The sequence below is a fragment of the Blastococcus sp. SYSU DS0510 genome, assembly GCF_054050835.1.
In genome coordinates this window covers 1-14,661 of record NZ_JBJHAC010000044.1, presented here as the reverse complement: position 1 = coordinate 14,661, position 14,661 = coordinate 1, and the positions used below count along the sequence as shown (strand labels likewise).

The window sequence follows — 14,661 nt, the reverse complement described above, 5'->3', positions numbered from 1 at the left end:
CCCCCCCCCCCCCCCCCCCCCCCCCCCCCCCCCCCCCCCCCCCCCCCCCCCCCCCCCCCCCCCCCCCCCCCCCCCCCCCCCCCCCCCCCCCCCCCCCCCCCCCCCCCCCCCCCCCCCGTCCGGGGTGCTGCGTCAGGCGGCGGGCGTGATGCGCCCCTCGCCGCCGACGGGGTAGTCGGCGGCGCTGATGACGCCGCCGAGGTCCTCGACCAGGTAGGTCTCGAGGGCCTCCTGGTAGGTCACCGGCAGGACGGTGAACCCGACCCCGTCGAAGGGGTACCCGTCGCCGCCGCGGAGCAGGAAGTCGATCGTGGCGACGGAGATGGTCTCCAGCGCACCGGTCGGCGCGCCGTCCTCCACCAGGACCGTGCCGTCGTCCAGGACCAGGTCGACGACCCGGGACCCGGCCGGCTGGGTCACGTCGTAGGTGACCCGGTAGCCGGCGGCCTGGGCGAACTGGCCGGCCGCCCCGGGCAGGCCCGACAGGCCGCGCTCGACGCCGGCGACGAACGTCTCGACCGGCATGGCCGGGGCGACGCCGACGAAGTTGGAGAACGGCAGGATCGAGTAGGTGTCCAGCGCGGTGATGTCACCGGACGGGATCACCGCGTTGTTGCGGATGCCGCCGCCGTTCTGCAGCGCCACGACCGGTGCGGTCACCCCGAGGGCGGCCGCCTCGCGCTGGCCGGCGGCCAGCAGGGCGTCGGTGGCGAGGTTGCCGAGGTTGGTCTCCTGGCTCCGGACGTCGTCGCGGACGCCGTTGAGGTCGACCGCCGAGGTAGCCACGACCTGCTCGGCGAGGTCCGCGACGTACTCCTGCACCGGCTGGACGACCCGCCGGTTCACCGCCTGGTTCGGCGCGACGGCGTCGGGACCCTGGGCCGCGACCGGGATGGCGCGCGAGACGTCGTCGTGCACCGTCAGGAGCTCGCCGGCCGCGTCGAAGGACACGACGAGGCGGCCCACGTAGCTGTAGAGCGCCGCCGTCGTGACGACGGGGACGACCTCGCCGTCGGCGTCGGTCGGGGTCAGCGGGTAGGAGCCGTAGACGTCCGTCTCGTCGGGCACCCGCGGGTCGCCCTCGTCGGTGAGCAGCTCGTGCCCGCCGCCGCCGATGATGACGTCGACGCCGCTGAGCTCGGCGGCGAGGGCCACCTCGTTGTCGATGTCCTGCAGGTGGGAGACCAGCACCACCTTGTCGACGCCTGCGGCCGCGAACGCCGCGGCCTGGGTGTTGGCGATCCCGGCGAGGTCGGGGTCGATCGCCACGTCGCGGGAGCTGGTGAGCCGGGCGAGGTCGGGCGTCGTGAGCCCGATGAAGCCGATCTTCTCCCCGCGCTCCTGGACGACGTGGGAGGTGACGATGGTGCCGTCGGCCAGGCGGGCCAGCAGGGCCGGCTCCTCCTCGAAGCCGAGGTTGCTCGACACGATCGTCGTCTGCGGGCGGATGTCGCCGATCCACTCGGCGAAGAAGTCCGGGCCGAGGTCGAAGTCGTGGTTGCCCGGGATTGACACGTCGAAGCGGGCGGCGTTGAACACGGTGGCGTCGTAGATGGGGCGCCCGGAGTCCTCGCTGGCGGCCAGCTGGGGGCCGGGGAGGAAGTTGTCGCCGGCCGAGACCGTGACGACGCCGCGCTTCTTGGCCATGTCCGCGGTCCGCGGGCCGGTCAGGGCGAGGATCTGCTGCTGGCGGATGAGCTCGACGAAGCGGTCGGCCCCGCCGTAGGTGCCGCCGTCCTCGGTGGTGATCGGCAGCAGCGCGGACTCGAGGTCGTTGGCGTGCAGCAGCGTGAGGGTGAAGTCGGGGCGGGGTTCCTGGGCGGGCGCGGCGACGGCGGTCCCCGTCAGGGTGCCGCCGGCCAGGCTGGCCGCGGCCACGGTGGCCACGACGGTGCCGCGGCGGAAGTGCTTCAGAGACATGACGCTCCGGGGTTGGTGGGGGGAGCTTGCCGGGGGAGCGTCACACCGAAGCGTGAACACGGAGTAGCCATCCCGGGAAACTGTGACAAGGAACACAGTCCGCGCGGCGTGTCACTCAGATGTCACCTTGCGTAGTCGCGGGTGTCACTCGGTCGGCTTACGGTCACGGCGTCTCACCCTCCGTCCGGAAGGACCCCCGTGCTCGTACGCATCGGCAGTCCGCGCGTCCTCGCGCGCCGTACCGCCCTCGGCACCCTCGCCGCCTCCGTGGCGGTGGTGGGCCTGCCCGCCTTCGCCCAGGCGGCGCCGCCGACCACCCCGTTCGTCTCCGAGCTCCACTACGACAACGCCGGCACCGACACCGGCGAGTTCGTCGAGGTGCACCTGCCCGCCGGCACCACGTCCGCGGGGCTGTCCGTCGTCCTCTACAACGGCAGCAACGGCGCCTCCTACGGGACCGTCGGCCTCGGGGACGTGACCGCCCCCGCTGACGCCCCCGCCGTCGTGGCCGTCGATGCCCCGGGCCTGCAGAACGGCGCACCGGACGGCGTCGCGCTGGTCCGCGGCGACGAGGTGCTCGAGTTCCTGTCCTACGAGGGGACCCTCACGGCCACCGGTGGCCCGGCTGCCGGTCTGACCAGCACCGGGATCGGCGTGAGCGAGGCCGGCACGGAGCCCGAGGGGCAGTCGCTGTCCCGCGCCTACGACCCCGTCTCTGACGCGCTCGTCTGGTCCGGCCCGGCGTCGAGCACCAAGGGCGAGGTGAACCCGGCGCCCGATCCGGTCGAGCCGCCGCCGCCCGCCGTCGACGTCTGCGAGACCCCGGTGACGCACGAGATCGGCGCCGTCCAGGGGCCGGGCGCGGGGACCTCGCTCGCCGGGCAGCAGGTCACCGTCCGCGGCGTCGTCGTCGGCGACCTGGCGGGCTTCGGCGGCTTCCACCTGCAGGACGCCGACGGCGACGGCGACGCCGCGACCTCCGACGGCATCTTCGTGTCCAGCGACGTCGCCGTCGACCTCGGCGACACCGTCGCCGTCACCGGCGAGGCGGGGGAGCGCTTCGGCCAGACCCAGATCGCCGGGTCCCAGGACGCCGCGGTCTGCGCCGAGGGCACGGCGGACGACCTGCCCGAGGCAGCCCCGCTGGACCTCCCCGCCGGGGACGAGGAGCGCGAGCGGCTCGAGGGCATGCTCGTCGCCCCGGTCGACACCCTCACCGTCAGCGAGGTCTTCGACCTCACGAGCTTCGGCGAGCTGACCCTCTCCGAGGGCGGGCTGCTGGTGCAGCCCACCGAGCTCGCCCGTCCCGGCACCGCCGAGGCCGAGGCGGTCGCGGCGGAGAACGCGCTGCGCCGGGTCGTGCTGGACGACGGCGTGAGCGCGCGGGTCAGCGTCACCACCCGCCCGTACCTGTCGCCGGAGACCCCGGTCCGCGTCGGTGACGAGCTGACCTTCACCGAGCCCCTCGTCCTCGGGTACGGCTTCAGCCAGTGGCGGCTGCAGCCCGCCGACGGCACCGCCGAGGGCGTCTTCGCGCCGCAGAACACCCGGCCGGCCGCACCCGAGGAGGTCGGTGGGGACGTGCAGGTCGCCGCGTTCAACGTGCTCAACTACTTCCTGACCTTCGACCAGTCCGTCGGCCGGGGCGCGGAGTCCCCGGCGGAGCTCGAGAAGCAGGCCGGGAAGATCGTGCCGGCCATCGAGGCGCTCGACGCCGACGTGGTGACGCTGATGGAGATCGAGGACACCGACGCCAGCGGCTACAGCCCCGGCGACGCGGACACGGCGCTGGCCGACCTCGTGAGCCGGCTGAACGAGGCCCCCGGCTACGACAAGTGGGACTTCGTCCCGCTGCCGGAGGAGCTCTACGGCGTCGACCGCGACGTCATCCGCAACGCGATCATCTACCAGGACGACGTCGTGCTCCCGGTCGGCGACCCGGCCGGCCTGGTGGACGAGGGAGTCTGGGACAACGCCCGCGAGCCGATCGCCCAGACGTTCGTGAAGGACGGCGACGCGTTCACCGTCGTGGCCAACCACTTCAAGTCCAAGAGCCCGGGCCGGCCGACCGGCGACAACGTGGACACCGGTGACGGCCAGGGCGCGTGGAACGGCGACCGCGTCCGGCAGGCGGCGTCGCTCGCGGAGTTCGCCGCGGAGCTGCGGGAGTCCACCGGCGACCAGGACGTGCTGCTGATGGGCGACCTCAACGCCTACACGCAGGAGGACCCGATCCAGCTCCTCGAGGACGCCGGCTGGACCGACCTCGGCCTGCGCTTCGACGAGGGCTCCTACAGCTACGTGTTCGACGACATGTCCGGCTCGCTGGACCACGCGCTGGCCACGGCGGAGCTGACGGCGAAGGTCACCGACGTCACGCACTGGAACATCAACGCCGTCGAGTCCTTCGCCTACCAGTACTCCGGCGACCCGGCGCTGTACGCGCCGGACCCGTACCGCTCCAGCGACCACGACCCGCTGGTGCTCGGCATCGACCTGGAGGAGCGCTGCCAGGGCCTGCTGCCGACCATCCGGGGGACGGACGGCAGGGACGTGCTCAGCGGCACGAACGGCCGGGACGTGGTCATGGGTCTCGGTGGGGACGACGAGATCCGCGGTGGCAACGGTGACGACGTCGTCTGCGGTGGCGCCGGCGACGACCGGATCGCCGGTGAGAACGGCGACGACGTCCTCTCCGGCGGCTTCGGCGACGACCGGCTGGACGGCGGGAGCGGCAGCGACGTGCTCGTCGGCGGGCCGGGCACCGACGTCCTCGAGCAGGGCCGCGGCCAGGGCACCGAGGAGCAGGACGGCGCGGAGTCCTGATCCGCTCCCGCCCCTGACGCGCGCCGGGGGGGGGGGGGGGCGGCCCCCCCCCCCCCCCCCCCCCCCCCCCACCCCCCACCCCCCCCACCCCCCCCCCCCCCCCCCCCCCCCCCCCCCCCCCCCCCCCCCCCCCCCCCCCCCCCCGGTGCCGTGTCAGCCCTTCCGGACCCCCTCGGCCAGGGTGCGCGCCACCGTCTGCAGCAGAGGGTGACCCGGCAGGTCCTCGACCGCCACGGGCAGCGGCAGGGACCAGTTGGGCCGGTCGTCCGCCCCGGGCATGTTCGGCCGGCGCTGCTCGCCGACCGCGTCGTCCAGCGTCGCCGACAGCAGCAGCGACGGCGCCGTGGCCAGCAGGGCGTGCGCCTGCTCGACCGCCTGCTCGACCGTGGCGTCGTCGGAGAGCCCCGGCAGGTGCGCCAGCAGCGAGCTGCGACCGCGCTCGAGCTCCTCGTCGGTGCCGGTGCCGTGCTCCCGCTGCTCGTCGACGTCGGCCTCGGTCCACAGTCCCGCCACCGTCGGCAGGTCGTGCGTGGTGATCGCCGCCATCGCCTCCGCCGGCCACGCCGCGGGCTCCTCGTCCTCGAACCAGAGCAGCCGGTAGGAGAGCACGCCGTGCTCGGCCATGGCCTCGCGGACGCCGTCCTCGACCGTGCCCAGGTCCTCGCCGACGACCAGCGCCTGCGCGCGGTGGCTCTCCAGCGCGACGATGTTCAGCAGGTCCTCGGCCGGATAGCGGACGTAGGCACCGTCGGCGGCGCTGCCGCCGGCGGGGACCCACCACAGCCGGAAGAGCCCCATGACGTGGTCGATCCGCAAGCCCCCCGCGCCGGCCATCGTGGCCCGGATGGACTGGACGAAGGGCTCGTAGTCGGCGTCGCGCAGCCGCCACGGGATGAGCGGCGGGGAGCCCCAGTCCTGCCCGGCGGAGTTGAACGCGTCCGGTGGCGCGCCGACGCTGACGCCGTCGGCCAGCACCTCCTGCCACGTCCAGGCGTCGGCGCCGCCGCCGGCGAAGCCGATCGGCAGGTCCTGGATCACGGTCATGCCGGCGGCGGCCGAGGTCAGCTGCAGCTCCAGCGCCCACTGCAGCCAGGCGTGGAACCCGACCACGGCCCCGTGCCGCTCGGCGTAGGCGGCGACGGCGGGGGAGTCGGGGCGGCGCAGCTCCTGCGGCCAGGTGTGCCAGTCGGCCCCGTGCTCCTCGGTGATCGCCGCCCAGGTGGCCCAGTCCTGCAGCGTCCGGCCCTGTTCCTCCCGCCAGCGGGTGAACGCCTCGCCGCCGCCGTGGGCGAAGAAGATCCGCATGAGCACCTCGCGCTTGCGGGCCCAGACGGCGTCGCGGTCGATGAGCGGGCCCTCGGACAGCGCCCGCCCGGCGTCGGCCTCGAGGTCGACGCCGTCGGCGCCGGGGACCTCGTCGACCCGCAGGTACAGCGGGTTGCGGAAGCGGCGGGTGGCCGGCAGGTAGGGGCTCGCCTCCTGCGTGGCGAGGGGGGCGACCGCGTGCAGGGGGTTGATCAGCAGGAACCCGGCCCCCTGCTCGGCGGCCATCTGCCGCAGCGTCCGCAGGTCGCCCAGGTCGCCGATGCCCCAGCTCTCCCGACCGCGGGTGGCGTACAGCTGCACCGCCCACCCCCAGGCCCGCTCCTCGGGCAGCCAGCACCGCCCCGGGGAGACGATCAGCCGCCGGCGGGGCCCCTCGGGGGACTGCAGCCAGTGGTAGCCGAGCGGGAAGTCCGGGGGCAGCTCGCCGTCGACGTGCCGCACCTCGCCGTCCTCGCAGACGACGTCGGCCTCGTCCACCTCCAGGGCGTCGCCGGGGCGGGCGACGATGGGCGCTCGGTCCTCCAGGTCGGCCGGCGGCTCACCGATGACGGCGCGCAGCGTCTCGATCGTCTCCCGGGCTACCCGGTGCTCCTCGTCCAGCGCGTCCAGCCAGCTGGCATCGATGCCCCATCCGTCGGTCGTCGGCTTCGTCGTCACCCCGCGATCCTCGCCGGGGTGGAGGAAGCCCGCAGCCTCAGCTGCCGGGCCGGGCGCGTGACGTCGCTCGCTTTGTGGCAGCCGCGGTCGCCGGGTCCTCCGGCCACGGATGGCGGGGATAGCGACCCCGGAGCTCGCTGCGGACGGCGGGGTAGCCGGTGGTCCAGAAGCCGGCGAGGTCGGTCGTGGTGGCGACGACCCGCTGGGCGGGGGAGAGCAGCTGCAGCCGCAGCGGTCGCCCCGCCACCAGCGGGGCCTGCCCCCAGCCGAACACCTCCTGCACGCGCACGGAGAGGGTGGGGACGGCGGGATCGGTGTAGTCGATCCGGATCCGCGACCCGGTCGGGACCGTCACCGAGTCGGGGACGACGGCTTCCAGATCGCCGGCCACCTGCCAGGGCACCAGCGCGCGCAGGGCCGCGGCGACGTCGATGCGGGCGAGGTCGGCGCGGTTGCGGGCGCCGGAGACGTCGATCGCGGCGAGCAGGGCCTCGTCGTCCACTGCCGGCCACGGCTCCCCGATCCCGGCGTGCGCCGCGGCCAGGCGGTCGCGCAGCCGGCGGGCCGCCGTCGTCCACGACAGCAGCCCGAGGCCCTCCCGGCGCAGGCCCTCGGCGACCGCACCGGCCAGGGCGGCGGGCCCGGGATCGCGCGCCGGGCGCTCGGCCAGCACGATCGCGCCCAGCCGCTCGACCCGCGCGCTGCGCACGTCGCCGTCGCGCCAGGCCACCTCGTCGCCGTCGGTGTGCAGCGGGCCGCCGGCGTCCAGCGCGGTCGCCTCGTCGATGGCCACCGCGGATCGCACCCGGGCGTCGCGGCGCCCGGGGGACCGGTCGGCGACGGCGATCGCCAGCCACGGTGCTCCGGAGAGCGCCGTGCCGGCCGCCAGTTCGGCGCCCGTGCCGGCGGCCATGAGGTAGGTGGTGCTGCCGGCGCGCCGCCGGGCCAGCCGCTCGGGGTGGGCGAGGCCGACGACGAGGCCGGCCATAGTGTCGAGGGGCAGGGTGTCGTCGGGCAGGCGGGGCGGAGGGAGGTCGTCCACCGCGCGCTCGAGGCGGGCGACCTCGTCCCGCCAGCGGGCGGTGGCCCCCCGGTCGGTGCCGGCGCGCAGCTCCCGCCAGCCCGCGAGGAGGTCGTCGCTGCGGAGCGAGAGGTCGGCGGAGAGCAGCGCGACCACCTCGGCGGCCCGCCGCCGCCCCACCAGCGGAGCGCCGTCGAGGAGCGCGCGGGCCAGCCGGGGGTGCACCCCGACGGCGGTGAGCGCGCGCCCGCGGGCGGTCGCCCGCCCGTCGCCGTCGACCGCCCCGAGGGTGCGCAGCGTCCGGCCGGCGACGAGCAGGGCGGCCGCCGGGGGAGCGTCGAGCAGGGCGAGGCCCCGACCCTCCGGCGCGCCCCAGCAGGCCAGCTCCAGCGCGAACGCGGTCAGGTCCGAGACGGCCACCTCCGGCTCGTCGTGGGCGGGCAGCCGGTCGTGCTCGGCCGGCGTCCAGCAGCGGTAGACCGCGCCCGGCCCTTCCCGCCCGGCGCGGCCGGCCCGCTGGGTCACCGCCGCCCGCGAGGCCCGCACGGTGACCAGCGACCCGAGGCCACGCGCCAGGTCGGCCCGCGGCGCCCGGGCGAGGCCGGCGTCGACGACGACGCGGACGCCGGGCACGGTCAGGCTGCTCTCCGCGAGCGCCGTGGCCAGGACGACGCGGCGCCGGGGCCCGGCCCGCAGCGCGGCGTCCTGGGCGGGCGCGGCCAGCCGGCCGTGCAGGGGGAGGACGTCGGCATCGAGCCCGCTCAGCCGCCCGGCCACCGCGCCGATCTCGCCGGCGCCCGGCAGGAAGACGAGGACGTCGCCGCCGCGCTCGGCCAGGGCCCGGCGGACCGTGGCGGCGACGTGGCCGAGCAGCCGGGGGTCGACCCGCAGGCCGTGCGGCGGGTCGACCGGCGTGTTCGGGGGCGCCCAGACGACGTCGACGTCGTGCAGCGCCCCGGTCGCCTCCACCACGGGGGCGGGTGCACCCTGCCCACCGAGCAGGGCGGTCAGCCGGTCGGCCTGGGCCGTCGCCGACATGGCGAGCAGCTGCATCTCCGGGCGCAGCGCGTCCCGGACGTCGAGGCAGAAGGCGAGCGCCAGGTCGGTGTCCAGGTGCCGCTCGTGGCACTCGTCCAGGACGACCGCGGCCACGCCGGACAGCTCGGGATCGGCCTGCAGGCGGCGGACGAGCAGGCCGGTGGTGACCACCTCGACCCGGGTGGCGGCGCTGCGCCGGCTGTCCCCCCGGACGCTGTAGCCCACCCGTCCGCCGACGCGCTCGCCCAGCAGCGCGGCCATCCGGCGGGCGGCGGCCCGGGCGGCCACCCGGCGCGGCTCGGCCACGACGACGCGGCCCGGGAGGGAGCCGGCCAGCGCGAGCGGGACGAGCGTGGTCTTCCCGGTCCCGGGCGGGGCCACCAGCACGGCGCCGCCCCCGACCGAGAGCGCGTCCGCGAGCGCGGGCAGCGCCGCGCGGACCGGCAGGTCGGTCCCGGGCGTCCCGGGCGGTGGCAGCACGGGCCCCAGTCTGGCGTGCGCGGCAGGGTGGCTCCGCCACCACCGCGCGGGCGTGCCCGGGCCACCGACGGGGCATGGCGAGGCCGTGCCCTCGCTGCAGCTCGACCTCCCGCTCCGCATGGACCTCGCCGGCAAGAGGTCGCTGGCCAGGGAGCTCGGGGCGGTCTACGCCGAGGTGATGGCCGTCCGGCCGGAGTTCGTCACCGTCTCCGTCCACGACCTCGGGCCCGGCGGGGTGTGGCGGTGCGGCACGGGAGACCCCGAGCCGGCGGGGCTCGTCATGTGCGACGTCCGCGCCGGCCGGCGGCGGCGACGCGGGAGGTGCTCGCCCGCCGGATCGTCGAGGTGTGCGCCCGGGTCTGCGGACTGGAGGAGCGCCTGCTCAAGGTCGAGTTCACGCAGCACTCCGGGGACGAGATGTACCACCCGCAGCTGGGTGGCTTCGCCCCGGACTGGGTCCCCGACGCGGGCGGCGCGGCCGGCTGAGTCGGTACGCGCGGCGGGGTCAGGCCACGAGGTCCCGCAGGACGGGGGCGAGCGAAGACTTCCGCTCCAGCCCGATGCCGGGTGCGTCCGGGAGCCGCACGTGGCCGTCCTCGACCGGGTGGTCGTCGGCGAACCCGCCGAAGGGCTCGAAGATGCCCGGATAGGACTCGCAGCCGTGCAGGTGGAACGCCGAGGCGATGGACAGGTTGAACTGGTGCCCGCCGTGCGGCACGCAGCGGTCGGGGTTCCAGCCGGAGTCGAAGAGCATCGCCACGATCCGGCGGAACTCGGTCAGCCCGTAGCTCAGCGCCGGGTCCATCTGGAGGATGTCGCGGTCGGGACGCAGCCCGCCGTAGCGGATCAGGTTGCGCGCCTCCTGGAACGACATCAGGTTCTCGCCGGTCGCCAGCGGTCCGGGGTACCGCTCGGCGAGCCGGCGGAGGTCCTCGAAGTCCAGCGGGTCGCCGGCCTCCTCGTACCACCGCAACGGGTAGGCGCTCAGGGCGTCGGCGTAGGCCAGCGCCCGGTCCAGGTCGAACCGCCCGTTGGCGTCCACCGCCAGGTCGCAGCCGTCGGGCAGCACCTCCAGGACGGCCTCGATGCGGCGCACGTCGTCCTCCAGCGGGGCGCCGCCGATCTTCATCTTGACCGTGCGGTAGCCCATGTCGACGTAGGAGAGCATCTCCGCCTGCAGGGCCTCGATGCCGCGCCCGGGGTAGTAGTAGCCGCCCGCCGCGTAGACCCAGACCCGCTCCGCGGGGGTCGCCGGGGTGCGCGGGTCACGGGCCCGCTCGCTGAGCAGCCGGTTGAGCGGGAGGCCGGCCAGCTTCGCCGCGAGGTCCCACGACGCCATGTCCAGCACCCCCATGGCGACGCCCCGGTCGCCGTGGCCGCCGGGCTTCTCGTTCGTCATCGCCGCGCGCCAGATGAGCTCCGGGTCCAGGTCGCCGTGCTCGCCCACCAGGCTCTCGGGGGCGGCCTCCCGGACCCGCGGGATGATCCGCTCCCGCAACAGGCCGCCCTGGGCGTACCGCCCGTTGGAGTTGAAGCCGTAGCCGATGACCGGCTCCCCGTCGCGGATCTCGTCGGTGACGAGCGCCAGGACGCTGACGGTCATCTTCGAGAAGTTGATGAACGCGTTGGACATGTCCGCCTCGATGGGGACGGTCTTCTCGCGGATGTCGACGATGCGCACGGACCCGACCTCTCTGCCGGAGGGACCGTCGGCGGGGGGCCGCCGACGGTGCCTTGACGGTGGCACCCACGATGGCCCCTGGTGGGACGACGGGGTGGCATTCGTTCATTTCGTAATCCGGGCGCGACGACCTCCGCGCCGCATCGGCTGTGGTGCGGGGCACACTGACCGCGTGCGCCGGCCCGACCTCCCGCTGCGACGCCCCTCCAGACCGACCAGCCTGGCGCGCCAGCTGCTCCTCCTGCAGGGCCTGGTCGTCGCCGTCATCGTCCTCACCGCGACGGCCGTCGCCTACGTCAACGCCCACCGGACGGGGGAGGACGACGCCGAGGTGCAGGCCCGGGCGATCGTGGCGGCGCTGGCCAACTCGCCCCTGGTCGTCGAGGCGGTGACCGGTCCCCGGCCGACCGAGGTGCTGCAGCCGTACGTCGAGGCGGTGCGGAGGGACACCGGCACCTCCTTCATCACCGTGTTCGCCCCCGACCGGACGCGCTTCACCCACCCCGATCCCGCGGAGATCGGCCGCTCGTTCATCGGGACCATCGAGCCCGCCCTGGCGGGCCGCACGTTCACCGAGACCTACACGGGCACCCTGGGGCCGTCGGTGCGCGCCACGGGCCCGATCGTCGACCGGGACGGGGAGGTCGTCGCCCTCGTCTCCGCGGGGATCACGCTCGACGCGATCGGGGCGGACCTCGCCCGGTCGATGCCCGGCATCGTCGGCGCGGGGCTGGTCACCCTCGCCGTGGGGAGCACGGGCGGTTGGTTGATCAGCCGGCGGGTCCGGCGGCAGACGCGGGGGCTCGGGGCGCCGGCGCTCGCGCGGATGCTGGACTACTACCAGGCCGTCCTGCACTCCGTGCGCGAGGGGCTGCTGGTCGTGGACGGGAACCGGCGGGTCCAGCTGGTCAACGACGAGGCGCGCCGCCTGCTGTCCCTCGACGCCGAGCCCAGCGGGCGGCACGTCGGCGAGCTGGGGCTCTCCGCCGACCTCACGCGGACGCTGTGCGGGCAGCAGCAGACGGTCGACGAGGTGCACGTGAGCGGGGGCCGGGTGCTGGTGGTCAACCAGGTGCCGGCGCGCGCGTCGGGGCACTCCGGCGGAGCCGTGGTGACCCTCCGCGACCACACCGAGCTCCAGGCCCTCACCGGCGAGCTGGACAGCGTGCGCGCCTTCGCCGAATCCCTGCGGGCGCAGGCCCACGAGGCGGGCAACCGGCTGCACACGACGGTGTCCCTGATCGAGCTGGGCCGGGGGCAGGACGCCGTGGAGTTCGCCACCGCCGAGCTCGCGTCGGCCCAGCGGCTGACCGACCGGGTGGTCGACGCCGTCGAGGAGCCGGTGCTCGCCGCCCTGCTGCTGGGCAAGTCCGCGACGGCGCACGAGCGGGGGGTGCGGCTGGAGATCGACCCGGGCACCGCCGTGTCCGCGACCGGCATCCCCAGCGGCGAGCTCGTGACGATCGTCGGCAACCTGCTCGACAACGCCATCGACGCCGCCCTCGCGGGCGCCCCGCCGCGGGAGGTCCAGTTCGCGGCCTGGGTCGACTCCGACCGCCTCGAGATCCGCGTGGAGGACAGCGGCCCGGGCCTCACGGAGCAGCAGGCCCCCCGGGTGTTCGAGCGGGGGTGGACCACCAAGGACGCCGGCGACCTGCCCGCCGGCGGGCCCGGGCGGGGGCTCGGCCTCGCGCTCGTCGCCCAGGCGGTCCGCCGCAACGGCGGGTCGGTCACCGTGCGGCCGGGGCCCGGTGCGCAGTTCGCGGTGTCGCTGCCCGTCCGCACGGCCGTGGAGAACGCCCCGTGATCCGGGTCCTGGTGGTGGAGGACGAGCCGGTCGCCGCCGAGGCGCACCGCACCTACGTCGACCGCACCACGGGCTTCGCCACCGCCGCGGTCGCCGGCACCGGCGCCGTCGCCCTGGACGCGCTGGCACGCGTGCCGGTGGAGCTGGTGCTCCTGGACATGAACCTGCCCGACACGCACGGCCTCGAGCTGTGCCGGCGGATCCGGGCCGCCCGCCTCGACGTCGACGTCCTGGCCGTGACCTCGGCCCGGGAGCTGAGCACCGTCCGCGCCGCCGCGGCGCACGGGGTGGTCGGCTACCTGCTCAAGCCCTTCACCTACGCGGCGCTGCGCGACCGGCTGCAGGCGTACGCCGAGTACCGCGACCGGCTGCCCGCGGACGGCGCCGCGGCGGGACAGGAGGACGTCGACCGGGCGCTGGAGGGTCCCCGGCCCCAGCGGCAGGCGTCCCTGCCGAAGGGCATGCACCCCCAGACCCTGGACAACGTGGTGACCGCGCTCCGCGCCGCCGGTGGGCTGTCGGCCGCCGAGGCCGCGGCCGCGACCGGGACCTCGCGGATCACCGCCCGCCGGTACCTCGAGTTCCTCGCCGAGACGGGGCTGGCCACCCGCAGTCCCCGCTACGGGGGCGCGGGGCGGCCCGAGACGGAGTACCGCTGGCGGTGAGACCCCGGGCCGCCGGGTGTGTACAGGGGCGGTCGGCCCGTGTACGAAATGCACGGAATGTCGCCCAGGTCACACACGAGGGTGCAAGGTCGACGCGTTCGGAGCCGGTCCGCGATCTCGAAGGGTCCCCGCCATGTCCCTGCACCACCTCGACGACTCCCCGCAGTCGCGCTCGGCCCGACCCGTCCGCGGCCGGGTCCCACGGCTGGCCGGCCTGGCCGCCGCCTCCCTCCTCCTCGCCGCGTGCGGCGGGGCCGGAGGCGCAGGGGGCGGCGGCGAGGAGGCCGCCGCGGGCTTCCCGGAGGAGGACATCACCTTCGTCGTCCCCTTCTCGGCCGGCGGCCCGACCGACACGGTGACCCGCCTCATCGCCGAGCCGATGAGCCAGGAGCTCGGCGTGCCGATCGTCGTCCAGAACGTGGAGGGCGCCGGCGGCACCATCGCGGCCGGCGAGGTCGCCGCGGCCAACCCCGACGGCTACACGGTGCTGATGCACCACATCGGCATGTCGACCGCGCCGTCGTTGTACTCCGACCTGCCGTACGCGCCGCTGGAGGACTTCGAGACCGTCGGGCTGGTCACGACGGTGCCGATGACGATCGTCGCCCGCCCGGACTTCGAGCCCCAGACGATGGAGGAGCTGATCACCTACCTGGAGGAGAACGCCGGCAACGTCACGCTCGCCAACGCCGGGGTCGGCGCGGCCTCGCAGCTGTGCGGGCTGCTCCTGCAGGAGGCCCTCGGCGTCGAGCTCACCGAGGTCGCCTACGAGGGCACCGGCCCCGCCCTCACCGACCTCGTCGGCGGCCAGGTCGACCTCATGTGCGACCAGACCACCAACACCACCGGCCAGATCCAGGCCGGGGAGATCAAGGCCTACGCGGTGACGACGCCGGAGCGGGTGGAGAGCCTGCCCGACCTGCCGACCACCGAGGAGGCCGGCCTGCCCGAGCTGCAGGTCGGCGTGTGGCACGGGCTGTACGTCCCGGCCGGCACCCCCGACGAGGTCGTGCAGACCCTGAACGAGGCGCTGCAGGCGGCGCTCGAGGACCAGAACGTGATCGACCAGCTGGCCGACCTCGGATCCGCGCCCGCGACGCCGGACGAGGCGACCCCCGAGGGCCACACCGAGCAGCTCTCCAGCCAGATCGACCTGTGGCAGCCGATCATCGAGGAGGCCGGGGTCGCCGCGGACTGATCCCCGTAGCGACGGGGCGGGCCGTCCGCACCGGACGGCCCG

At 75.6% G+C, this 14,661-nt stretch carries 9 protein-coding genes; 5 read left to right on the top strand and 4 right to left on the bottom strand.

Translation table 11 applies throughout. The features are described from left to right. Positions 1-132 precede the first annotated feature (132 nt). Positions 133-1,920: a bifunctional metallophosphatase/5'-nucleotidase gene (locus ACI79P_RS21425; protein ID WP_456583082.1), complete on the bottom strand. Its 1,788-nt coding sequence runs from the start codon at positions 1,918-1,920 to the stop codon at positions 133-135. 198 nt (positions 1,921-2,118) lie between these two features. Here ACI79P_RS21425 and ACI79P_RS21420 point away from each other — a divergent pair, with 198 nt between their 5' ends. After that, positions 2,119-4,746, top strand: coding sequence for an ExeM/NucH family extracellular endonuclease (locus tag ACI79P_RS21420; RefSeq protein ID WP_456583081.1), 2,628 nt, complete (start codon positions 2,119-2,121; stop codon positions 4,744-4,746). A gap of 153 nt (positions 4,747-4,899) precedes the next feature. Here the strand turns inward: ACI79P_RS21420 and malQ are convergent, their stop codons facing one another. Together malQ and hrpB are read right to left on the bottom strand one after the other, a co-directional pair. Beyond that, on the bottom strand, positions 4,900-6,729 hold the full coding sequence (malQ, locus tag ACI79P_RS21415; RefSeq protein ID WP_456583080.1) for a 4-alpha-glucanotransferase: 1,830 nt from the start codon (positions 6,727-6,729) through the stop codon (positions 4,900-4,902). 37 nt (positions 6,730-6,766) lie between these two features. Further along, positions 6,767-9,268, bottom strand: a complete 2,502-nt coding sequence (gene hrpB, locus ACI79P_RS21410) for an ATP-dependent helicase HrpB (protein WP_456583079.1) — start codon at positions 9,266-9,268, stop codon at positions 6,767-6,769. Positions 9,269-9,550: 282 nt separating this feature from the next. Here hrpB and ACI79P_RS21405 point away from each other — a divergent pair, with 282 nt between their 5' ends. Next, positions 9,551-9,754, top strand: a complete 204-nt coding sequence (locus tag ACI79P_RS21405; RefSeq protein WP_456583078.1) for a hypothetical protein — start codon at positions 9,551-9,553, stop codon at positions 9,752-9,754. A 19-nt stretch (positions 9,755-9,773) separates the two neighbouring features. On the opposite strand, the gene ACI79P_RS21400 is transcribed toward ACI79P_RS21405, so the two are convergent. Further along, positions 9,774-10,949 carry a mandelate racemase/muconate lactonizing enzyme family protein gene (locus ACI79P_RS21400; protein WP_456583077.1) on the bottom strand — a complete coding sequence of 392 codons (1,176 nt, stop codon included), beginning with the start codon at positions 10,947-10,949 and terminating at the stop codon, positions 9,774-9,776. Positions 10,950-11,121: 172 nt separating this feature from the next. On the opposite strand from ACI79P_RS21400, the gene ACI79P_RS21395 reads away from it, so the two are divergent. The 3 genes from ACI79P_RS21395 to ACI79P_RS21385 all read left to right on the top strand — a co-directional run bounded on the left by ACI79P_RS21395 (position 11,122) and on the right by ACI79P_RS21385 (position 14,619). After that, positions 11,122-12,756 (top strand): sensor histidine kinase, encoded by a 1,635-nt coding sequence (locus tag ACI79P_RS21395; protein WP_456583076.1) that lies wholly within the window; start codon positions 11,122-11,124, stop codon positions 12,754-12,756. Then, entirely contained in the window at positions 12,753-13,421 is a 669-nt protein-coding gene (locus ACI79P_RS21390; protein ID WP_456583075.1) for a response regulator, read from the top strand. Before ACI79P_RS21395 ends, ACI79P_RS21390 begins: the two co-directional genes overlap by 4 nt. A gap of 133 nt (positions 13,422-13,554) precedes the next feature. Next, positions 13,555-14,619, top strand: coding sequence for a tripartite tricarboxylate transporter substrate-binding protein (locus tag ACI79P_RS21385; RefSeq protein ID WP_456583074.1), 1,065 nt, complete (start codon positions 13,555-13,557; stop codon positions 14,617-14,619). Positions 14,620-14,661: the final 42 nt, after the last annotated feature.

Coding starts and splice junctions, on each gene's coding strand:
- ACI79P_RS21425 (WP_456583082.1), bottom strand. CDS start 1,920: ATGTCTCTGAAGCACTTCCGCCGCGGCACCGTCGTGGCCACCGTGGCC.
- ACI79P_RS21385 (WP_456583074.1), top strand. CDS start 13,555: ATGTCCCTGCACCACCTCGACGACTCCCCGCAGTCGCGCTCGGCCCGA.